Source organism: Streptomyces galbus (genome assembly GCF_005280195.1).
GTDB lineage: Bacteria > Actinomycetota > Actinomycetes > Streptomycetales > Streptomycetaceae > Streptomyces > Streptomyces galbus.
The window spans coordinates 703,824-724,975 of the sequence record NZ_SZPR01000008.1 but is presented as its reverse complement, the minus strand read 5'-3'; the positions used below and the strand labels follow the sequence as shown (position 1 = coordinate 724,975).

Sequence of the window (21,152 nt, the reverse complement as noted above, 5' to 3'; positions counted from 1 at the left end):
GGCCGAGCACGCAAAGGGCGCCCCGCGACTCGCGGGGCGCCCTTCTCGTCGTGTCATGCCTCCGGCGTGTCCTCCCGGCGCACCGACAGCAGGTCCTCCAGTTGTTCCTCGCGGGCCTGGGCCGCGACGAAGAGGAGTTCGTCGCCCGGCTCCAGGGAGTCCTCGCGGGACGGGGTCAGCACACGCGTGCCGCGGATGATGGTGACCAGGGACGTGTCCTCGGGCCACTCCACGTCACCAACCTGCGTGCCGGCCAGGGCCGACTCCTCGGGCAGGGTCAGCTCGACCAGGTTGGCGTCGCCGTGGCTGAAGCGGAGCAGGCGGACCAGGTCGCCGACGCTCACCGCCTCCTCGACCAGGGCGGACATCAGGCGGGGGGTCGACACGGCGACGTCCACGCCCCAGGACTCGTTGAAGAGCCACTCGTTCTTCGGGTTGTTCACGCGGGCGACGACGCGCGGGACGCCGTACTCCGTCTTGGCCAGGAGCGAGACGACGAGGTTGACCTTGTCGTCGCCCGTGGCGGCGATCACGACGTTGCAGCGCTGGAGCGCGGCCTCGTCGAGGGAGGTGATCTCGCAGGCGTCGGCGAGCAGCCACTCCGCCTGCGGGACGCGCTCGACCGAGATGGCCGTCGGCGCCTTGTCGACCAGCAGGACCTCGTGGCCGTTCTCCAGCAGCTCGCCCGCGATCGATCGGCCCACGGCGCCGGCTCCGGCGATGGCGACCCTCATCACTGACCGCCTTCCTCGGGACCCTTGGCGAACGCCGCCTCGACCTTCGCGACCTCGTCGGTCCGCATCATCACGTGCACCAGGTCCCCCTCCTGCAACACCGTCTGCGAGGTGGGCAGGATCGCTTCCCCGAGGCGGGTGAGGAACGCCACGCGCACGCCCGTCTCCTCCTGGAGCCTGCTGATCTTGTGGCCGACCCAGGCCGGCGAGGTGTGCACCTCGGCGAGCTGGACTCCGCCCGTCGGGTCCCTCCACAGCGGCTCGGCCCCGGACGGCAGCAGCCGGCGCAGCATCTGGTCGGCGGTCCAGCGGACCGTGGCCACTGTCGGGATGCCCAGGCGCTGGTAGACCTCGGCGCGCCGGGGGTCGTAGATGCGCGCGGCGACGTTCTCGATGCCGAACATCTCGCGGGCCACCCGGGCGGCGATGATGTTGGAGTTGTCGCCGCTGGACACGGCGGCGAAGGCCCCGGCCTCCTCGATGCCGGCCTCGCGCAGGGTGTCCTGGTCGAAGCCGACCCCGGTGACCCTGCGGCCGCCGAACGAGGAGCCGAGGCGCCGGAAGGCGGTGGGGTCCTGGTCGATCACGGCGACCGTGTGCCCCTGTTGCTCCAGGGTCTGGGCGAGAGCGGAACCCACTCTGCCGCAGCCCATGATGACGATGTGCACGACCGTCCTTCCGGTGTCAAAGGTTGTTGACGTGGCTTTGACCAGGGTCTCAGACCGGCGACAAAGCTACACACGTGCGGTGCGCGTGGGCACCCCCGTGGAGGGTTACCCGGGGTCCGGGACCGTCCGGGCGGTCCTCGCCCGCACGCGGGCGCAGGTTATGGGGGTGGCCGGTGGGCGGCCTCCAGTTCGAAGGCTTACGATCCTCTGTTGTGTCCAAACTGACCGACGTGCCCAAACGGATCCTGATCGGGCGCGCACTGCGCAGTGACCGGCTGGGTGAGACCCTCCTGCCGAAGCGCATCGCCCTCCCCGTCTTCGCTTCCGACCCGCTGTCCTCCGTGGCGTACGCGCCCGGGGAGGTGCTGCTGGTCCTGTCCATCGCGGGCGTGTCGGCGTACCACTTCAGCCCCTGGATCGCCGTCGCGGTGGTCGTGCTGATGTTCACCGTGGTCGCCTCCTACCGGCAGAACGTGCACGCCTACCCCAGCGGCGGCGGCGACTACGAGGTGGCGACGACCAACCTCGGTCCCCGGGCCGGCCTGACGGTGGCGAGCGCACTGCTCGTCGACTACGTCCTCACGGTCGCCGTCTCGATCGCCTCGGGCATCGAGAACCTCGGCTCGGCGATCCCGTTCGTCGTCGAGCACAAGACCGCGTGCGCCGTCGCCGTGATCGTGCTGCTGACGCTGATGAACCTGCGCGGCGTGCGGGAGTCCGGCAAGCTCTTCGCGATCCCGACGTACGTCTTCGTCTCGGGCGTCTTCATCATGATCGTGTGGGGCGCGTTCCGGGGGCTGGTGCTCGGGGACACCATGCGGGCGCCGACCGCGCAGTTCCACATCGAGGCCGAGCACCAGGGGCTGGCCGGGTTCGCGCTGGTGTTCCTGCTGCTGCGGGCCTTCTCCTCCGGCTGTGCCGCGCTCACCGGTGTGGAGGCCATCTCCAACGGCGTCCCGGCCTTCCGCAAGCCCAAGTCGAGGAACGCGGCGACCACGCTCGCCATGATGGGCCTGCTCGCCGTCACCATGTTCTGCGGCATCATCGTGCTCGCCCTGGTCACGGACGTGCGGATGGCCGAGAACCCGGCGACGGACCTGCTGCGGAACGGGACCCCGGTCGGGTCCGGCTACGTCCAGAACCCGGTGATCACGCAGGTCGCCGAGGCCGTCTTCGGCAAGGGCAGCTTCCTGTTCATCGTGCTCGCGGCGGCCACCGCGCTGGTGCTGTTCCTCGCCGCGAACACCGCGTACAACGGCTTCCCGGTGCTCGGCTCGATCCTCGCCCAGGACCGCTACCTGCCCCGCCAGCTCCACACCCGCGGCGACCGCCTCGCCTTCTCCAACGGCATCGTGCTGCTGGCCGGCGCCGCCACCTTCCTGGTGTGGATCTACGGCGCCGACTCCACCCGGCTGATCCAGCTCTACATCGTCGGCGTGTTCGTGTCCTTCACGCTCAGCCAGACCGGCATGGTCCGGCACTGGAACCGCCACCTGGCCACCGAGACCGACCCCGCCAAGCGCCGCCACATGATCCGCTCCCGCGCGATCAACGCCTTCGGCGCCTTCTTCACCGGCCTGGTCCTGGTCGTCGTCCTCGCGACCAAGTTCACGCACGGCGCCTGGGTCGCCCTGCTCGGCATGATGATCTTCTACGCCACGATGACCGCGATCCGCCGGCACTACGACCGGGTCGCGGCCGAGATCGCCGCGCCCGAGGGCCCCAGCGACGACAGCGTGCGTCCCTCCCGGGTCCACTCCGTACTGCTGATCTCCAAGATCCACCGGCCGACGCTGCGCGCGCTCGCCTACGCCAAGCTGATGCGCTCGGACACGCTGGAGGCGCTCACCGTCAACGTGGACCCGGCCGAGACGAAGGCGCTGCGCGAGGAGTGGGAGCGGCGCGGCATCGACGTACCGCTGAAGGTGCTGGACTCCCCGTACCGCGAGGTCACCCGGCCGGTGATCGAGTACGTCAAGAGCCTGCGCCGGGAGTCGCCGCGCGACGCGGTGTCGGTGATCATCCCGGAGTACGTGGTCGGCCACTGGTACGAGCACCTGCTGCACAACCAGAGCGCGCTGCGCCTGAAGGGCCGGCTGCTGTTCACGCCCGGCGTGATGGTGACGTCGGTGCCGTACCAGCTCCAGTCCTCGGAGGCCGCCAAGCAGCGGGCCCGCAAGCGGCAGGAGTGGAGCGCCCCGGGTTCGGTGCGGCGCGGCCCGGCGACGGAGCGCGCCAAGGAGCACAGCGGGCGGGAGTGAGGCGGCCCGGGCGGGGGGCACGGGGCAGGGGGCGCGGCCACGTAGACTGGTGGGCTGTTGTCGGCGGTCGTGGTCGACGGTCGGCGGCCCCCGCGCAGGGCGTGCCGCCTTCCCCGTCCCCCTCCGCCCCGAGCGACCCTCGTCCAGCCCCACCCGCCCCCTTTCGTCATCTGGAGTCACCCCACCATGCAGGCAGAACCGAAGACGTCGCTGGTGGGGGAGGAGTACGAGGTCGAGATCGGCCCCGTCGCCCACGGCGGCCACTGCATCGCCCGTACGTCCGAGGGGCAGGTGCTGTTCGTCCGGCACGCCCTGCCCGGTGAGCGGGTGGTGGCCCGGGTGACCGAGGGCGAGGAGGGCGCCCGGTTCCTGCGCGCGGACGCGGTGCGGGTGCTGGAGGCGTCCAAGGACCGGGTCGAGCCGCCCTGCCCCTTCGCCGGGCCCGGCCGCTGCGGCGGCTGCGACTGGCAGCACGCCAAGCCGGGCGCCCAGCGGCGGCTCAAGGGCGAGGTGATCGCCGAGCAGCTCCAGCGGCTCGCGGGGCTGACCCCCGAGGAGGCCGGCTGGGACGGCACGGTGATGCCCGCCGAGGGCGACAAGGTGCCCGTCGGGCAGGTCCCGCAGTGGCGCACGCGCGTGCAGTACGCCGTCGACGCCTCCGGCCACGCCGGGCTGCGCCGGCACCGCTCGCACGAGGTGGAGCCGATCGACCGCTGCCTGATCGCGGCCGAGGGCGTCAGCGAACTGGGCGTCGAGCAGCGCGACTGGTCCGGCATGGAGTCGGTCGAGGCGATCGCGGCGACCGGTTCCCAGGACCGTCAGGTCATCCTCACCCCGAAGCCGGGCGCCCGCCTGCCGATCGTCGAACTGGACCGGCCGGTGTCGGTCATGCGGGTCGGCGAGAAGGACGGCGGCGTGCACCGGGTCCACGGGCGCCCCTTCGTCCGCGAACGGGCGGACGGGCGGACCTACCGGGTCGGCAGCGGCGGTTTCTGGCAGGTGCACACGAAGGCCGCGGACACCCTGGTGACCGCCGTCATGCAGGGCCTGCTGCCCCGCAAGGGCGAGACGGCCCTCGACCTGTACTGCGGCGCCGGCCTCTTCGCGGGCGCCCTCGCCGACCGGCTGGGCGAACAGGGCGCGGTCCTCGGCATCGAGTCCGGCAAGCGGGCCGTCGAGGACGCCCGGCACAACCTCGCCGACTTCCCCCGGGTGCGCATCGAGCAGGGCAAGGTCGAGTCGGTCCTGCCGCGCACCGGTATCACCGAGGTCGACCTCGTCGTCCTCGACCCGCCCCGCGCGGGCGCGGGCCGCAAGACCGTGGAGCACCTGTCCTCCCTCGGCGCCCGCCGCATCGCGTACGTCGCCTGCGACCCGGCCGCGCTGGCCCGGGACCTGGCGTACTTCCGCGCGGGCGGGTACCGGGTGCGGACGCTGCGGGCGTTCGACTTGTTCCCGATGACGCATCACGTCGAGTGCGTCGCGATCCTGGAACCGGCCGCGAAGGGCTCCTGACCCACGGCTCCTCGTGCGTGCCCGCGTGCAGGCCGCGGGCACGCACGCGCCCGTCACTTGTGCCGGGCGGCCTCCATGACGCTGCGGGCGACGGGTGGCCTGGTCGGTCACGGAGCCGCCAAGACGGGCCGGTCCCAGCCGGGTCACTCGCCCGTGGTCCTGACCAGCGACAGCAACCCGCCAAACACGGCGAACAGGCCCAGCAGCAGGGCCGTGGCCGCGGTGCCGTGGGCGTCCTCGACCGCCCGGCCGCCGAGGAACCACCACGCCGCCAGGCCTCCCGGCACGAGCAGGTGGACGCCCCGTTCGCCCAGCACCCGCATGCCCGCCCACAACAGCAGCGGCATCGACAGCAGGCCGACCAGTCCCGCCACCGCGCTCTCGAGCCAGCCGGCGCCCATGGCCCCCTGCCCGGCCCCGGAGGCGTTCTCCGCCCAGCCGCGCAGGGCCTTCCACAGCCCGTAGCAGGCGCACGCCGCCACCGCCGCGACGATCGTCCCCTTCACCCCACGGGCGACGCTGCTTGTCGTCATGCCCTCACTGTCCCCCGGACCGACGGCGGGGACCTGAGTACGGCTGCTCAGGTTTCCGCCCTCACGGCGTGCCGGACCGGCCGGAGCCGGATGCCGCGGCCGGTACGTCAGGTGCCCGCGAGCGTGTGCTCAGGGAGCGGGTGTACGGCCTCGCACCCGCGAGGACGGGCGCGACTGCGCGGACACGACCTGCGACGTCTCCACCGCCAGCGGTGCCGCGTACCGGCACGCCGGGGCCTGCATGAACGTGAACAGGTCCATGGCCGCCGTGCGGTGGGCGGAGGCCGCGGCGGGGTCACCCAGGGCCTCCGCCGCGGTGGCCATGCCGGCCAGGGCGCGGGCCTGTTCCGCGCGGTAGCGGATCGACGTGGCGAGTCCGTGGGCGTGGGTGTGCAGGGCCAGGGCCTGGTCGTACTCGCCGCGGCGCAGGTGGAGGCGGCCGATGAGGTTCTCGACCTGGGCCTGGCGGGTGGGGCTGTCGCCGGCGTGGGCGAGGCGGAGGGCGGGGCCCGCGCAGGTCTCCGCCTCGGCGAGGTGCCCCAGACACTGGGCGACCTCGGCGGAGAGCGCCAGGACCAGGGCGAAGTCACCGGGCGGGCTGAAGTCGTCGCAGCGCTCCCGGGCGCGCTCCAGACAGTCGCGGGCGTCCTCGTACTGGCCGAGGCCGACGTGCGCGAAGGCCAGGTCGGTGAGGGCCATGACCTCGTTGTTGCGGTCCTCGACGTCACGGTGGATCGCCAGTGCCTGGCGGGCGGCGGCCGCCGCCTCCTCGTAGCGGCCCTGCTGCTCGTGCAGGGTGCTGAGGATGGTCAGCGTCTCGGCCTCGGCCCGGCGGATGCCCAGTTCGCGGTCGAGGGCGATCGCGCGCTGCAGGTGGGGCAGGGCCTCGGTGTACTGGCCGAGCACGGTCAGCAGCAGGCCGATGGTGGACTCGCTGTGCGCCTCGGTCTGCTTGTCGCCGAGCCGCCGGGCGATGTCGCGGCCCTCGGTGACGACCTCGATGCCCTCGTCGAAGTGGCCGAGCTTCCAGCAGGCGATACCGAGGTTGGAGAGACTGACGCCGAGCAGCGCGAGATCCTCGATGCGGCGGGCGGCGACCACCGCGACCTGGCTGAGGTCGCGGAAGTCCTCGAACCGTCCACGCGCGTTGAGCTGGAACACGATGTTCCGGGTGAGCCCCACGGTGTGCCGGTCGAAGCCGTGCCGGTCGGCCAGGGTGACCGCGAACAGCAGGCTGCTGTGCTCCCGCTCGAACCACTGGGCGGCGCACTCCTGGTCCCGCAGCGGCGGCAGTTCACCGGAGAACTCGGGGATGCCGGTGACACTGCGCTTGCGGCCGGGGAAGAGGAGCCGGCAGGCCTCCTCGGAGGCGGAGAGGTAGTAGTCCAGGAGGCGTTCGACGGCCTGGGTGTCGTCCCGCTCGGTGGCCGGGCCACGCTGGCTCTGCGCGAAGTTCCGCACCAGATCGTGGAACCGGTAGAGCCCCATGTCCGGCTGCTGCAGGAGGTGGACGTCCAGGAGGCGTTCCAGGATCGCCTCGGAGCCGTGCGGGTCCAGGCCGAACAGCGCGGCGGCGGAGTGGGCGTCGAGGTCGGAGCCGGGATGCAGGCTCAACATCCGGAACGCGGTGCGGTGTTCGTCGTCCATGGCCTGGTACGACAGGCGCAGGGACGCGGCGACACTGCGCTCGCCGACGCTGAGCTCCTCCAGACGGCGGGTCTCGTCGTGCAGCCGGTCGGCGAGGTAACGGACCGTCCAGCGGGGCCGGTTGCGCAGCCGGGCGGCGACGATGCGCAGGGCGAGCGGGAGCCGGCCGCACAGCTCGACGAGTTCGGCCGTCGCCTCCGGCTCGGCCGCGACCCGGGCCGGGCCGAGCATCTCGGTCAGGAGCTGCTCGCCGTCCTCGTGGGACATGGGGCCGATGGAGATCCACTCGGCGCCGTCCAGGTCGAACAGCCGGGACCGGCTGGTGACCAGGACCAGGCAACCGTGCGCGGGCGGGAGGAGCGGGAGGATCTGCGCGGCGTCGTGCGCGTTGTCCAGGAGCAGCAGGACGCGGCGGTCGGCGAGCGCGGACCGCCAGAGCGCGGCGCGCCCCTCGGCGTCGTCGGGGATGCGTTCGGCGGGCGTGCCGACCGCGCGCAGCAGGGTGTCGAGGGCGGCGGCCGGGGTCACCGAGCGCCCGCCGGGGGTGAAGCCCTGCAGGTCGATGTGGAGCTGGCCGTCGGGGAAGAGGTGCGCGACCTGGCGGGCGGCGCGCACGGCGAGGGAGGTCTTGCCGCTGCCGCCCATGCCGTCGATGGCGACCATCGTGGTCGACGTGTTTGCAGGATCGTTCTTGCGGTGGATGCAGGCAAGAAGTGCGGCGAGGTCCTCCCGGCGGCCCGTGAAGTCGGACAGGTCGTACGGGAGGGTGCAGGGGGCCGGGGCGGTGGTGGCCGCCGTGGGCCCGCCGCCCGGCGCCCCGGGTGCCGAGGGGGCCGTGACGGGAGCAGCCGGCGGGGAAACCCCCGCCGCGGCCGTCGTCGGTGCGGCGCCGGGAACCGGGCCGTCCGCGGGTACGGCGGCTTCCGGGGCCCCGCTGCCCGGGGGCGGCACCGGGGCGAGGGCGTGGGCCGGCGCGGGCCCGGGCTGCCGGGGCGGCCCGGAGTGCCGGGCGGGGGGCGCGGGGCGTTCGGGGGCGGCGAGTTCCGGGGCCTCGCGCAGGATGCCCTCGTAGAGGCGGGTCAGCGGGCGGCCGGGGTCGATGCCCAGCTCCTCGGCGAGGAGTGCGCGGACCTTGCCGTACTCCTCCAGCGCCTCGGCCTGGCGGCCGCTGCGGTAGAGAGCCAGCATCAGATGTCCGCGCAGCGTCTCGCGCAGCGGGTGCTCGCAGACCAACCGGCGCAGGTCGGCGACGAGTTCGGCGGCCTCCCCGAGGCCGAGGCGGAGCTCAACGAGCTGCTCGGCGGCGGCGAGGTGGCGCTCGTTGAGGGTGGTCGCGGCGGCCTCGATCACCGGGCCGTCCATGCCGGAGAGCACCGGTCCGCGCCACAGCGCCAGGGCGCGCCGCAGTTCGGCGACGGCGTCGGCGGGGCGGCCCTCGGCGACGGCGCGGCCCGCGGCGGCCGTACCGGCGGTGAACTCGAGCAGGTCGAGCTGGGTGCCCTCGACCGACACCCGGTACCCGGGGCCGTCGGTGAGGATCAGTCCGTTGCCGTCGGGAACCCGCCGGCGCAGGTGCGCGACGGCCTTGCGGACCTGGTGCGAGGCGGTCGTCGGGGGCGTCTCGCTCCAGACGGCCTCGACCAGGCGGCTGACCGGCACCAGTCTGTCCGGTTCCAGCAGCAAGGTGGCCAGAACGCGCTCCTGGACCGCGCCGCCCAGATGGAGCCGGGATCTGCCGGACCAACCCTCCAGGGGGCCGAGGACGTTGAACCGGACCGGTTGTCGCAGCAGCTTGCCTTCCTCGTTCTCCACATGTCCCCCCTGGCCGGCGGCCGCGGTGGATCACACCGCTTCACCGGTTCACGCCTTCCCCTGTCGCTACCCCTGCCGTTCGCGAGATCATAGGCGGTCGTCCTGTGGGGCGACACCCTGTGTCACCGGGTGGGCGCGGAGGGCGCCAGGAACGGCGCGAACCCTGCGTTCCCGCTGCGGAGGGAACGGCGGTATCGGGGGCGGGAACGGGAGGGGACCGGTTCGGGAAGGGGCCCTTCGAGTATCGGTGCAGCCGAGCGAGAACACACCGACTCAACGGGGAGCACACCATGCGGAACACGCCGAGCGGCTTCAAGGCGATCACCGGTTTCGTCGCGGCCCTGGCCCTGTCCCTGGGGCTGGCGGCGGGCGTTGCGGGGGAGACGACGGCGGCCGCGGGCGGGAGCACCCCCCACACCGTCACCCTCGCGGACAACAAGGGGCCGACGAACGTCACCCCGTGAGGCTGCGGCCGGACCGTACGCGGACGAGTCACTCTCGCCGGTCACCCTCCACCGAACCAGCCTGGGAGTCACCCTTGGACATCCGTCAGTTGACGACCTTCCACAAGGTCGCCACACTCCTCAGCTTCACCCGTGCCGCCACCGAGCTCAAATACGCCCAGTCCAGCGTGACGGCGCAGATCAAGAGCCTGGAGACCTCACTGGGGGTCGAGCTCTTCGAGCGGCTCTCGGGCAAGATCCAGCTCACCCCGGCCGGCCGGCGGCTGCTGCCCTACGCCGAGCAGATGCTGTCGCTCGCCGGCGAGGCCCGCGGGGTCGCGCTCGGTGAGGGGGAGCCCTCCGGTGTCCTCACCATCGGCACGATGGAGAGCGTCACCTCCTACCGCATGCCGCCGGTGCTGGAGTTCTTCCTGCACCGCTACCCGCTGGTCCACCTGGTCCTGCGGCCCAGCCTGTGCGCCGAGACCCTGCACTCGCTGCGCCAGGGCACCTTCGACATGGGCTTCCTCATGGAGGCCGAGACCCGCCACTCGGGCGTGGAGAGCGAGGTGCTGGGCCGGGAACCGCTGGTCCTGGTGGCCTCGCCCGGCCATCCGCTGGCCGGGGAGGAGAAGGTCACCCTGGAGCAGTTGCGCGAGGTGCAGGTGCTCGCCCCGGAGGCCGGCTGCGCCTACCGGGAACTGTTCGAGGCCGAACTCAACGACGGTACGGGCGAACCGGTGCCGTTCCTGGAGTTCGGCAACATCGAGTCCATCAAGCGCGGCCTGTCGGTAGGACTGGGCGTGAGCCTGCTGCCCCGGATGACCGTGGCCGACGACCTCGCCTCGGGCTCGCTCAGCGAGCTGGCCTGGGACGCGCCCTTCGAGGTCTACACCCAGCTCGCCTGGCGGCGCGGCCGGCACCTCACTCGGGAGATGCGGCTGTTCATCGACCGGACGATGGAGTGCATGGCCGGGGAGTACGCCACCGTGGCCGAGAGCTGAGAACGCGCTGTCGGATCGGACCGGGTGATCCCCCGCATCGCGTATTCCGGGGGATCTTCCCTGGACGCCCTCACTCACGCCCGGACAGGATCTTCGGTGTCCGCTGGTCATGCTTCGGAGGGGGAAATTCGTGCCGAGCAATATCGTGCGCAAAGGTCGGAAGTTCGTGGTGTCGAGCGTATCCTCCGACGCGCACATGTGGAACCTGGTGTTTCTCCAGCTCCTGCTGGAGGAGCGCGGCGGAGTAGTGCGGAATCTGGGCGCCTGCGTACCCGACGAGCTCATCATCGAGGAATGCCGGAACGAGCGGCCGGACGTCCTGGTCATCAGTACGGTCAACGGACACGGGCACCTCGACGGCATCCGGCTCATCCGGAAGATCCGCCAGGACGCCGAACTCGCGGACCTGCGTGTGGTCATCGGCGGGAAACTCGGCGTCCGGGGGGCGGAGAACGTCGCATTCGTCGAGGAACTCGTGACGGGCGGATTCGACGCGGTGTTCGAGTCCGAGGCCGGGCTGCAGGATTTCCAGGAATTCCTCTTCGGGGTGGAGTCCTCCGACCGGCCGGCGCTCTCCACCGTGGGCGCCGGGGACGGAGCCGACGGCACCGGCACCGAAGTGCCCGCGCTCTCCGGGCTGAGGGCCGCCGCATGAGCGCCGCCACCACGCCGGAGCGCCGCGACCGCACGGCCGCCGAGGGGCGTACGACCGCTCCCGGGCCGAGCCGCAGCCGCTTCTCCGCATTCGTCCGCGGCGCCGCCGAGGCAGGCCGGCTCGTCGTGCAGCCGCGCATGGGCTTCGCCGAACTCCCCGTCATGCGGGAGGGGTTGAGCGGGGTGCGGGGCGCGAGGGCTACCGCCGTCGGCACCATCACCCTGGACAGCTACACCCGCGTCAACGACCACGACTCCGCACGTCAGGCGCTGCGGACCGGCGCCGAGCTCAACGGGTTCCCGCTGGTCGCGCACGGCCCGCGGGCCACCCGGCGGATGCTGGAGGGGCTGGCCGGAGCGGACTTCCCGGTCCAGGTCAGGCACGGCTCGGCGCTGCCCTACCCGCTGTTCGAGGCGATGGTGGAGGCCGGGATCGACGCCACCGAGGGCGGCCCGGTCTCGTACTGCCTGCCCTACAGCCGGGTGCCGCTGGCCGAGGCCACCGACGCGTGGGCGCGCTGCTGCGAGCTGCTCGCCGCGCAGGACGAGCAGATGCACCTGGAGAGCTTCGGCGGCTGCATGCTCGGGCAGTTGTGCCCGCCCAGCCTGCTGGTGGCGCTCAGTGTGCTGGAGGCCCTGTTCTTCCGGGAGCACGGACTCGCCAGCATCTCCCTGAGCTACGCCCAGCAGACCAACCAGGCGCAGGACCTGGAGGCGCTGGCCGCGCTGCGCCGGCTGGCGGGGGAGCGGCTGGGGGCCACCGACTGGCACGTCGTCCTCTACACGTACATGGGCGTCTACCCGCGCACCCCGATGGGCTCCTACCGGATCCTGGAGGACAGCGCGCGGCTGGCGATGCTGAGCGGCACCGAGCGGCTGATCGTGAAGACCCCGGCGGAGGCGTTCCGCATCCCGACGGTCGCCGAGAACGTCGACGCGCTGGAGTTCGCGGCGGCCGTCGCCGCGGAGCACACCGAACCGGTGGCGGCGACCGACACGGGCCTGTACGAGGAGGCCCGGATGCTGGTCGACAGCACCCTCGACCTGGCCCCGACCGTGGGCGGCGCGCTGGTGCGGGCCTTCGCCCGCGGCCACCTCGACGTGCCGTTCTGCCTGCACCAGGACAACGCCAACCTCTCCCGCGCCTACGTCGACCCGCACGGCCTGCTGCGCTGGGCGCGGCCCGGCTCCATGCCCCTGGCACCCGGGGACACCGAGTCCGCCCGGCCGCTGTCCGCCCAGAGCCTGATCGACATGCTCGCCTACAACGAGCGCCGTTTCGACCGTGAACAACTCGTCCGCGTCCGCCAGTGGAGCCTGACATGAGTACGGCGACCCGAACCGCCACCACGGCCCGCAGCAGAACCGATTCGCCGGTGGCCGCGGCCACCGAGACCGCCCCCGCCCGCTTCCCGACCCTCGACGAGGTCCGCGGCCGCAACGCCCTGCGGGCCGTGGTCAGCCGCGGCATCGTCGGACTGTCGCTGTGCGGGCCGGACGGGCGGTGGACGGGCCTCGACGCCGACGTGGCGCGGGCCGTGGCGGCCGCGGTGCTCGGGGACGCGGAGGCCGTCGAGTGGGTGGCCTCCGACCCGGCCGAGCGGCTGGAGCGGCTGGTGGCGCGCGAGGCGGAGCTGACCGTGTGCAACCTGACCTGGACACTGGGGCGCGAGGCCGGGTGGCCGGTTCTGTTCGCCGGGGTCACCTGCTACGACGGCGAGGGCTTCCTGGTCCGCGGGGACAGCCAGATCGCCGATCCGGCGCAGCTCGCCGGGGCCCGGCTGGCCGTGCAGGCCGGCACCACCAGCGCCGCCAACCTGGCCTCCTGGTACGGCCGCAGGGGCCTCGCCCCCGTCGAGGCCGTCGCCTTCGCCACGCCCGCCCGGACCCTGGCCGCGTACGCGAGCGGCGAGTGCGCCGCCTACGTGCTGGACCGCACCGCACTGGCCGGGGAGCGGGCCGCGCTGCCGGACCCGTGGAACCACCGCGTGCTGGACACCTCGATCTCCCGGGAGCCGATGGGCGCCGCCGTCCGTGACGACGACCCGCACTGGTACCGGCTGTGCCGCTGGGTGCTGCAACTGCTCACGGCCGCCGAGCACCAGGTCGACGAGGCCGGCTCCGGACACCGCGCCGAGGCGCTCGCCGAGGCCGCCCGGCTCGCCGGACCGCACGGCCCCGCGGTGGGCCTGGACGAGCAGTGGGCGGCCCGCGTCCTGGCCGCGGTCGGCACCTACGCCGACTGCTACGAACGCAATCTGGGCGGCGCCTCCGGGCTCGGCGTGCCGCGCGGACTCAACGAGCTGTGGACCCGGGGCGGCCTGCACTACGCCGTTCCCCTGCACTGACCGGCGGTCGGCCGGCCGCCCGCCGGCCCGCCCCGCGACCACCCCCGAAGTCTCCGAGGAGGGACCGTCCATGAGTACGGACCAACGTTCGAACGGCACCGAACTGAAAGGAACAGTGGAACTGACGATCGCGATGGTGCTCTCGGGCACCATCGGCATCTTCGTCGTCGAGTCCGGGGCATCCCCGTTCAACGTCGTCTTCTTCCGCTGTGTCTTCGGGGCGGTCGCACTGGGCCTCTACTGCCTGGTGCGCGGCTTCTTCACCGACCACAACTTCACCCCGCGCAAGCTGGGCCTGGCTGCGCTCGGCGGCGTCTTCATCGTCTTCAACTGGGTCCTGCTGTTCTCGTCGTACAAGAACACCTCGATCTCGGTGGCCACCGTCGTCTACCACACCCAGCCGTTCTACGTGGCCCTGCTCGGCGTGCTGCTGTTCCGGGACAGGCTGACCCCCGCCAAGTTCGGCTGGCTGGTCGTCGCCTTCGGCGGACTGGTCCTCACCGCCGGGGTCTCGCTCTCCGACTTCCGCAGCGGCGGCCACTCGGCCTACCTGGTCGGGCTCGGCCAGGCGCTGCTCGCGGCCCTCTTCTACGCGCTGTCCACCGTCATCACCAAGCGCGTCACCGGCGTCAGGCCGCACCTGGTCGCGCTGGTCCAGGTGACGCTCGGCATCCCGCTGCTGCTGCCCTTCGCCTCCTTCGGCGCGATGAAGGACACGGGCACCGACTGGGGCTGGCTGGTGGGCCTCGGACTGATCCACACCTGCCTCATGTACGTCCTCATGTACTCCGCGTACCAGAAGCTGCCCACCCCGAAGATCGCCGTCCTCGCCTTCGTCTACCCGGCGGTCGCGATGATCTGCGACTGGGCGGTCTACGGCCACCGCGTCAGCCTCGTCCAGGCGCTCGGCATCCCGCTGATCGTCGCCGCCAGCCTCGGCGTGAACCTGGGCTGGAGCTTCCCGCGCCGCCCGGCCAGGTCCGAGGACACCTCCGGGGCCGAGGCGGTCTCCGCCGCCCCGCGGACCGTCCCCGCGCCCGCCGGCCTCCCCGGGTCCGCGCCGGCCGACGCCCCCCGCGCCGAGAAGCTCACGATCGGAGAGTCCCGATGACCACCGCAAGGGCCACTGCCGCCTCCGCCCGCGCCGACGGGCCCGGTCCGTCCCCCGCGCCCCGGGTGGCGATCGTCGGTGCCACCGGCGCCGTGGGCACCACCCTGATCGAGCTGATCGAGCAGCGCGGACTGCCCTACCGCGAGCTGCACCTGGTCGCCTCCTCCCGGTCCGCGGGCCGCACGCTCACCGTCGGCGGCGAGGAGTACGAGGTCCAGGCCATCGAGGAGTTCGACTTCGCGCAGGCCGATGTGGCCTTCTTCTCCGCCGGCACCTCGGTGAGCGAGAAGTGGGTGCCGGTCGCCACCGCGGCGGGCGCCGTCGTGATCGACAACACCATCGCCTTCCGCATGGACCCGGACTCGCCGCTCGTCGTACCCCAGGTCAACGCGCACGAACTGGACCGGCTCCCGAAGAGCGGCGTGATCGCCAACCCCAACTGCTCCACCATCCCCCTGGTCCGGCTGCTGCGCGGTATCGAGGACCGCTGGGGCGTGCGGCACGCGGTGGTCAGCACCTACCAGGCCGCCTCCGGGCTCGGCTACTCCGGCATGGACGAGCTGCACGAGTCCAGCCGGGCCGCCCTGCAGGGTGCGGGCGCCGAGTTCGAACCGCGCAACTTCCGGCCCTCGCTGGCCTTCAACGTGATCCCGAAGATCGACCGCTTCCTGGACTCCGGGTTCACCCTGGAGGAGCAGAAGATGCTCCAGGAGTCCCGGAAGATACTCGGCCTGCCGCACCTGGACGTCACCACGACCTGCGTGCGCGTCCCGGTCGCCAACTGCCACTCCGAGGCCGTCTACGTCGAGTGCCACGAGCCGGTGGACCGGGCCGAGCTGATCGAGGTCCTCGGGTCCCTGCCCGAGGTCGTGGTCGACGACGCCCACGACCCGGCCGCGTTCCCGACGCCGGCCGTCGTGGGCAGCTCGGACCTCGTGCACGTCGGGCGGGTCCGCATCACCCAGAGCAACCCGCGCGCGTTCTGGCTCTGGCTGGTCGCCGACAACCTCCGCATCGGCGCCGCCCTCAACGCCGTGCAGATCGCCGAGGAGCTGGTGGAACGGGGCACGTTGTGACTGTCCCCTCCGTACTGAAGTTCGGCGGCTCCAGCTTCCGCACCCTGGCCGCGTACGGCACGCTGGCCGAGGCGCTGGGCCGCCGGGTCGACGAGGACGGCCGCAAGCTGGTCGTGGTGGTCAGCGGGCAGCCGGGCGAGACCGAGCAGTTCCGGGACCGGCTCAGCCGGGTCAACCCGCACCCGGAGGACGAGACGGTGGCCGGCCTGCTCACCCTCGCGGACACCGTCGGCGCCCAACTGCTGGCCACCGCCCTGCACCGGGCGGGCCGCAGCGCCACCGTGCTCGCCGGGCACCAGCTCGGACTGGTCACCGACTCGGCGTTCATGTGGGCGCGCCTGGAGCACTCCGACCCGGAGCCGATCCGGACCGCGCTGCGCGAGCACGACGTCGTGGTCGTGCCGGGAGGCCAGGCCGCGGACGCCCAGGGCCGGCCGACCTGGCTCGGCAAGAACAGCTCGGACCTGTCCGCGGTGGCGCTGGCCGCCGCGCTCGGCGCCCCGCAGTGCGAGATCCACTCGGACGTGGACGGCATCTACAGCACCGACCCGCACCTGGTCAGCGGCACCCGGCTGCTGAAGGAGGTGTCGTACGACATCGCCGCGATGATGTCGCTGTACGGGGCGAAGGTGCTGCACCGCCGGTCCGTGCGGCTGGCGCAGAAGAGCAAGGTGGAGATCGTCTGCCGGCTCAACCGGGCGCCGTTCCGGGTGGGTTCGGTGATCGGCAGGCGGGGCGCCTCGGCCGCCGCGGTCGTCCTCAACCAGCGCTCCACGGCCCTGCGCTACGCCTCCGACCAGGACGCCGACCGGGCCTACGCCGCCTTCCACAGCGCCAACATCGACACCGTCCGGCTCACCACCGGGCCCCTCGTCGCGGTGATCGGCGGCTTCGTCGACCTGGACGAGTTCCAGCGCCGCAAGGGCCTGACCCCGGGCGCCGTGGCGGGGGTCCCGGTGACCGCGCTGCGCGGCAGCAAGGCGGCCACCCATGTCGCCGCGGGCGAGGACGAGGCGCTGCACCTCGCGCAGCGCCTGCACGACGTACTGCAGGACGCCGACGCGGAGTTCCCCGAGGCGTCCCCCGAATCCGAACGCCAACTGCTGGGAGTGTGAGAAGAGATGAGCATCCTCGCCGACCACGCGGAGGCGGCGCCGGCCGCCGTGCCGCGGACCTTCGCCCGGATCACGCTGCCGGACCGGGCGCGGGACCGCCTCGGCGCCCAGCTCGCCGAGGCGGGCGAACCCGGCCCCGACATCGACCGGTCGATGACCCGCTACCTGCAGATCTTCGCGGGCCTGCCGACCGACACCCTCCAGCAGATCCTCGACTTCGGCCGGCACGTCGACACGGCGGGCGTCGCACTGGTCGAGAACCTGCCGGTGGACGAGCACCTGCCCGACACACCCGCGGACGGCGGCCCCAGCCGTGACAAGCGGTCCTTCGTCGCCGAGGGCGTGCTCCTCGGGCTGAGCGGACTGATCGGCGAGCCGATGGGCGTGCGCACCGAGAAGGCCGGGCAGCTCGTCCACGACGTGATCCCCGTCCAGGGCGGCGCGCGGACCCAGACCAACGAGGGTTCGGAAGTCTTCCTCAACTTCCACAGCGACATCATGCACGACGAGATCGGCCGCTACGACATCGCCAACCCCGACTTCCTGGTGCTCAGTTGCCTGCGCGCGGACCACGAGGGCGTGGCCGCGACGCACTACGCCGACGCCCGGGACATCTCGGCCGCCCTCGCCCCCGAGACCCTGCAGACCCTGCGCTCGCCGCTGTTCCGGCTCAACGCGCCCGGCAGCTACACCCGCCGGGTGACGGGCGGCCAGGACGCGCTCTCCGAGCCGGTGCCGCTGATCAGCGGCAGCGACGACTACCCGGAGATCGCCGTCTCGGCCAACGGCGTCCGCCCGCTGACCAGCGGCGCCCAGGCCGCCCTCGAACAGCTCCAGGAGGTCTGCGGGGCGGTGGCGCACGGGGTGCGGCTGCGCCCGGGACAGGCGCTGCTCATCAACAACCGCAAGGGGGTCCACGCCCGCACCTCCTTCACCGCCCGCTACGACGGACGCGACCGCTGGCTGCAGCGCACCTACGTGCGGCGCAGCCTGTGGAGCATCCGCTACCGGGTGACGCCGGAGAACCGCCGGGTGCACTACTGACGCACGGCCGGCGCGGAGGGGACCCGCCGGGCCGCTACGGAACAACCGCACGGGGGAGAGGTGAGTCGTGTCAGGCAGTCAGGTGCGAGAGGCAGCACGGGCACGGAGGACGAGGGAGGTACGGGAGCACGGACCGGGCCCCGGCCACGCGCCCCTGGCGGCCCTGCTCGGCCAGGACGAGACCTGCGTGGACGTGTACCGGCTGGTGATCGCGGAGCCCGGCTGGCCGGCGGACCGGATCGCCGGGCGGCTCGGCCTCACGGAGGGGGAGGTGCGCTCCGCGCTCGACCGGCTCGCCGGACTCTCCATGCTCTACCGGGCGGGGTCCCGCGACATCGCCGCCGTCAGCCCGGAGGTGGGCCTCGCCGCCCACATCCGGCGGCGCGAGTCCGAGATCCTGGCCCAGCAACGGGAGTTGGCGGCCGTGGAGGCGTGCGCCGCCGAACTCACCGCGGTCTACGCCGCCCAGCGGGCCCGCCACGGCAACCAGGGCATGGAACTCCTGGAGGGCGTGGGTGAGGTCCGGGCGTACCTGTCCGAGGTGGCCCGCAACGTCGACGGCGAACTCAGGGCGTTCCTGCCCGGCGGCCCGCAGAGCCCCGAGGACCTGGCCGCGAGCCGCCCGCTGGACGAGTGGATGCTGCGCGCCGGGGTCCGGCTGCGCACCGTCTACCTGGACAGTGTCCGCAACGACCGCAGCAGCACCGAGTACGCCCAGTGGCTCGCCCGGCTCGGCGGTGAGATACGGACGATCCCCTCGCTGCCGCTGCGCATGCTGATCGCCGACCGGTCCACCGCCCTGCTGCCGCTCGACCCGGAGGACAGCGGGGCCGGCGCGGTGGTCCTGCGCGCGCCCGGGGTGATCGACGCGCTGCTCGCGCTCTTCGACTTCGTCTGGGAACAGGCCGTGCCGTTCGAGACGGGCCGCCCGCCGGCCACCGAAGGGCCCTCACAACAGGAACTGGAGCTGCTGCGATTGCTCGAACGCGGCCTCACCGACGAGGTGGCCGGCCGCAAACTGGGCCTCTCGCTGCGCACCACGCGCCGCATGATGTCCGGCATTTGCTCCCGCCTGGGCGCCCGCAGCCGTTTCGAGGTGGGAGTTCTCGCGGAACGGGCGGGATGGCTGTGAACGGAATTCCCGAACCGCTCCGCGGAAATGGACACTTGGCGCCATTGCAGCTTCGTGCCAAACGGTTTCCCTTGAAAGGGTCCGGACGCCCCTGAGACCGTTCCACAAGGTTTCCGGGGAGGTCGGGCGAAACCACCTTCCGCACTTTCGTACCCGTGTTGTGCACCATGACCGGAAAGGGCCCATGTCCGTGAATCCTGGCGCGATCTCCAGCGAATCCCAGAATCGGCAGGCACCGCTCGACGAATCGCTCACCCTGCACGCGAACTTCGAGCGCGTCGCCCGGGCGCATCCGGAATCGGTCGCCGTCACCGACGCCCGCGGCGACCTCACCTACCGGGAGCTCGACGCCCGGGCCGACCGGCTCGCCGCCGTCCTGCGCGCGGCCGGTGCCGGCCGGGACCAGCGGGTCGGCCTGTGCGTGGAGCGGGGCCGCGACCTGATCGTGGGCCTGCTCGGCATCCTCAAGGCCGGTGCGGGCTACGTCCCCGTCGACCCGGCCTACCCGGCCGAGCGCCGGGACTTCGTCTTCGCCCGGTGCGACTCCGGCCTCGTGGTGACCGGCACGGACACCGCGGACCTGGTCACCGGCGCGCGGGCCGTCCCGGTCGACGCCGAACCGGGCGAGGACGTCGCGCCGCCGGCCCCGGACACCCGTCCCGAGGACCTCGCGTACGTGATCTTCACCTCCGGTTCCTCCGGCACCCCCAAGGGCGTGCAGATCGAACACCGCAACGTGGTCCGGCTGTTCACCGCCACCGCGGAGGTCTTCGGCTTCGACGGGAACGACGTGTGGGCCGGGTTCCACTCGGCCGCCTTCGACTTCTCCGTGTGGGAGATCTGGGGCGCCCTGCTGCACGGCGGCCGGCTCGTCGTCGTCTCCCGGGACACCGCCCGCGACCCGCGCGCCTTCCACGAGCTGCTGCGCCGCGAGCGGGTCACCGTCCTCAACCAGACGCCGTCCGCCTTCCGCAACTTCTCCCACGCCGACGCCGAGGCCGGTCCCGCCGCAGCCGGACTCGCCCTGCGCCACGTCGTGTTCGGCGGCGAGAAGCTGGACCACCGGATGCTCGCGCCCTGGGCCGAGCGGCACGGACTGGACAGCCCGGCCCTGATCAACATGTACGGCATCACCGAGACCACCGTCCATGTCACCTGGCGCCGTGTCCAGGAGGCCGACCTCACCGCCGAGGGCCCCAGCCCGATCGGCGCGCCCCTCTCCGACCTGCGCATCGACGTCGTCGGCCCGGACGGGCGGTCCCTGCCGCCCGGCGAGGAGGGCGTCCTGCACGTCGCCGGCGCCGGACTCGCCCGCGGCTACCTCGACCACCCCGACCTCACCGCCGAGCGCTTCTTCGAGCGCACCGCCGCCGACGGCACCACCGAGCGCTGGTACGACTCCGGCGACCTGGGTGTGCAGACCGGCCCCGGGGAGTACGCCTACGTCGGCCGCGCCGACCGCCAGCTGAAGATCCGCGGCTACCGCATCGAACCCGGCGAGATCGAGGCCCGCCTCAGGCAGCACCCGGCGGTCCGCGACGCGGTCGTCACCGCGGCCGACTTCGGCAGCGGCGACCCCCGCCTGGTCGCCTACCCGGTCACCGACGCCGAACCGGATGCCCTGGTCGCCGAGTTGCGCGCCGAGGTGGCCCGCTCGCTGCCGTTCTACATGGCCCCGTCGGCGTACCTGTGCATCGAGGAGGTCCCGGTCACCGTCAACGGCAAGCTCGACCAGGCCGTCCTCGCCAAGCTGCTGGACGCCCGGCTCGCCGAGACCCGCGACGCCACCGGCGAGCACGCGGCCGGTGCCGCGGACCCGGCGACGCGGACGCTGCGGGCGATCTGGTCCGAGGTCCTCGGCGTGGAGGCGGTGCGGGACACCGACGAGTTCTTCGACCTCGGCGGCACCTCCTTCTCGCTCATCCACATGCTGCAGCTCGTCAACAAGGAGTTCGGGCTCTCGCTGAACATCTCGACCCTCAGCAAGGGCGCCAACATCGGCGTCCTCAGCGCCGCAGTCAACCGCCAGCTCACCACCGCTTCCCGCTAGGAGCC

Annotated in this window: 17 protein-coding genes; 13 read left to right on the top strand and 4 right to left on the bottom strand. The window is 72.7% G+C overall.

The annotated features are described in order from the left end of the window. Positions 1-53: 53 nt before the first annotated feature. Positions 54-734 (bottom strand): potassium channel family protein, encoded by a 681-nt coding sequence (locus E4U92_RS07595; protein ID WP_137299463.1) that lies wholly within the window; start codon positions 732-734, stop codon positions 54-56. Continuing rightward, positions 734-1,402 carry a potassium channel family protein gene (locus E4U92_RS07590; protein WP_137299462.1) on the bottom strand — a complete coding sequence of 223 codons (669 nt, stop codon included), beginning with the start codon at positions 1,400-1,402 and terminating at the stop codon, positions 734-736. The genes E4U92_RS07595 and E4U92_RS07590 overlap by 1 nt, the downstream gene beginning before the upstream one ends. Positions 1,403-1,614: 212 nt before the next feature. On the opposite strand from E4U92_RS07590, the gene E4U92_RS07585 reads away from it, so the two are divergent. Both E4U92_RS07585 and E4U92_RS07580 read left to right on the top strand, forming a co-directional pair. After that, a complete protein-coding gene (locus tag E4U92_RS07585) occupies positions 1,615-3,663 on the top strand; it encodes an APC family permease (RefSeq protein ID WP_137299461.1) in 2,049 nt (682 codons plus the stop codon). A 186-nt stretch (positions 3,664-3,849) separates the two neighbouring features. Beyond that, on the top strand, positions 3,850-5,178 hold the full coding sequence (locus E4U92_RS07580) for a class I SAM-dependent RNA methyltransferase (protein ID WP_137299460.1): 1,329 nt from the start codon (positions 3,850-3,852) through the stop codon (positions 5,176-5,178). Positions 5,179-5,321: 143 nt separating this feature from the next. Here E4U92_RS07580 and E4U92_RS07575 read toward each other — a convergent pair whose 3' ends face one another. Continuing rightward, on the bottom strand, positions 5,322-5,711 hold the full coding sequence (locus E4U92_RS07575; protein ID WP_137299459.1) for a hypothetical protein: 390 nt from the start codon (positions 5,709-5,711) through the stop codon (positions 5,322-5,324). Positions 5,712-5,840: 129 nt separating this feature from the next. Beyond that, entirely contained in the window at positions 5,841-9,170 is a 3,330-nt protein-coding gene (locus E4U92_RS36285; RefSeq protein ID WP_179956562.1) for an AfsR/SARP family transcriptional regulator, read from the bottom strand. Positions 9,171-9,460: 290 nt separating this feature from the next. Here E4U92_RS36285 and E4U92_RS35815 point away from each other — a divergent pair, with 290 nt between their 5' ends. From E4U92_RS35815 to E4U92_RS07520, 11 genes are all read left to right on the top strand, one after another. Next, on the top strand, positions 9,461-9,634 hold the full coding sequence (locus E4U92_RS35815) for a hypothetical protein (protein ID WP_168376072.1): 174 nt from the start codon (positions 9,461-9,463) through the stop codon (positions 9,632-9,634). 74 nt (positions 9,635-9,708) lie between these two features. Beyond that, entirely contained in the window at positions 9,709-10,617 is a 909-nt protein-coding gene (locus tag E4U92_RS07565; protein ID WP_137299458.1) for a LysR family transcriptional regulator, read from the top strand. Between the two features lie 166 nt (positions 10,618-10,783). Beyond that, complete coding sequence (locus E4U92_RS07560; RefSeq protein WP_241681773.1) at positions 10,784-11,272, top strand: cobalamin B12-binding domain-containing protein; 489 nt, start codon at positions 10,784-10,786, stop codon at positions 11,270-11,272. After that, positions 11,269-12,597: a methylaspartate mutase gene (locus tag E4U92_RS07555; RefSeq protein ID WP_137299456.1), complete on the top strand. Its 1,329-nt coding sequence runs from the start codon at positions 11,269-11,271 to the stop codon at positions 12,595-12,597. Before E4U92_RS07560 ends, E4U92_RS07555 begins: the two co-directional genes overlap by 4 nt. Beyond that, entirely contained in the window at positions 12,594-13,619 is a 1,026-nt protein-coding gene (locus E4U92_RS07550) for a transporter substrate-binding domain-containing protein (RefSeq protein ID WP_137299455.1), read from the top strand. The genes E4U92_RS07555 and E4U92_RS07550 overlap by 4 nt, the downstream gene beginning before the upstream one ends. 70 nt (positions 13,620-13,689) lie before the next feature. Further along, complete coding sequence (locus tag E4U92_RS07545) at positions 13,690-14,730, top strand: DMT family transporter (RefSeq protein ID WP_137299454.1); 1,041 nt, start codon at positions 13,690-13,692, stop codon at positions 14,728-14,730. Continuing rightward, positions 14,727-15,806 carry an aspartate-semialdehyde dehydrogenase gene (locus tag E4U92_RS07540; RefSeq protein ID WP_137299453.1) on the top strand — a complete coding sequence of 360 codons (1,080 nt, stop codon included), beginning with the start codon at positions 14,727-14,729 and terminating at the stop codon, positions 15,804-15,806. Before E4U92_RS07545 ends, E4U92_RS07540 begins: the two co-directional genes overlap by 4 nt. Then, positions 15,803-16,921, top strand: a complete 1,119-nt coding sequence (locus tag E4U92_RS07535; protein WP_229861942.1) for an amino acid kinase family protein — start codon at positions 15,803-15,805, stop codon at positions 16,919-16,921. Before E4U92_RS07540 ends, E4U92_RS07535 begins: the two co-directional genes overlap by 4 nt. A gap of 6 nt (positions 16,922-16,927) precedes the next feature. After that, entirely contained in the window at positions 16,928-17,965 is a 1,038-nt protein-coding gene (locus E4U92_RS07530) for a TauD/TfdA family dioxygenase (RefSeq protein ID WP_137299452.1), read from the top strand. A gap of 67 nt (positions 17,966-18,032) precedes the next feature. Further along, entirely contained in the window at positions 18,033-19,097 is a 1,065-nt protein-coding gene (locus E4U92_RS07525; RefSeq protein ID WP_137299451.1) for a TrmB family transcriptional regulator, read from the top strand. 184 nt (positions 19,098-19,281) lie between these two features. After that, positions 19,282-21,147 (top strand): amino acid adenylation domain-containing protein, encoded by a 1,866-nt coding sequence (locus E4U92_RS07520; protein WP_137299450.1) that lies wholly within the window; start codon positions 19,282-19,284, stop codon positions 21,145-21,147. Positions 21,148-21,152: the final 5 nt, after the last annotated feature.

Coding starts and splice junctions, on each gene's coding strand:
- E4U92_RS07595 (WP_137299463.1), bottom strand. CDS start 734: ATGAGGGTCGCCATCGCCGGAGCCGGCGCCGTGGGCCGATCGATCGCG.
- E4U92_RS07580 (WP_137299460.1), top strand. CDS start 3,850: ATGCAGGCAGAACCGAAGACGTCGCTGGTGGGGGAGGAGTACGAGGTC.
- E4U92_RS07575 (WP_137299459.1), bottom strand. CDS start 5,711: ATGACGACAAGCAGCGTCGCCCGTGGGGTGAAGGGGACGATCGTCGCG.
- E4U92_RS35815 (WP_168376072.1), top strand. CDS start 9,461: ATGCGGAACACGCCGAGCGGCTTCAAGGCGATCACCGGTTTCGTCGCG.
- E4U92_RS07555 (WP_137299456.1), top strand. CDS start 11,269: ATGAGCGCCGCCACCACGCCGGAGCGCCGCGACCGCACGGCCGCCGAG.
- E4U92_RS07550 (WP_137299455.1), top strand. CDS start 12,594: ATGAGTACGGCGACCCGAACCGCCACCACGGCCCGCAGCAGAACCGAT.
- E4U92_RS07545 (WP_137299454.1), top strand. CDS start 13,690: ATGAGTACGGACCAACGTTCGAACGGCACCGAACTGAAAGGAACAGTG.
- E4U92_RS07540 (WP_137299453.1), top strand. CDS start 14,727: ATGACCACCGCAAGGGCCACTGCCGCCTCCGCCCGCGCCGACGGGCCC.
- E4U92_RS07530 (WP_137299452.1), top strand. CDS start 16,928: ATGAGCATCCTCGCCGACCACGCGGAGGCGGCGCCGGCCGCCGTGCCG.
- E4U92_RS07520 (WP_137299450.1), top strand. CDS start 19,282: ATGTCCGTGAATCCTGGCGCGATCTCCAGCGAATCCCAGAATCGGCAG.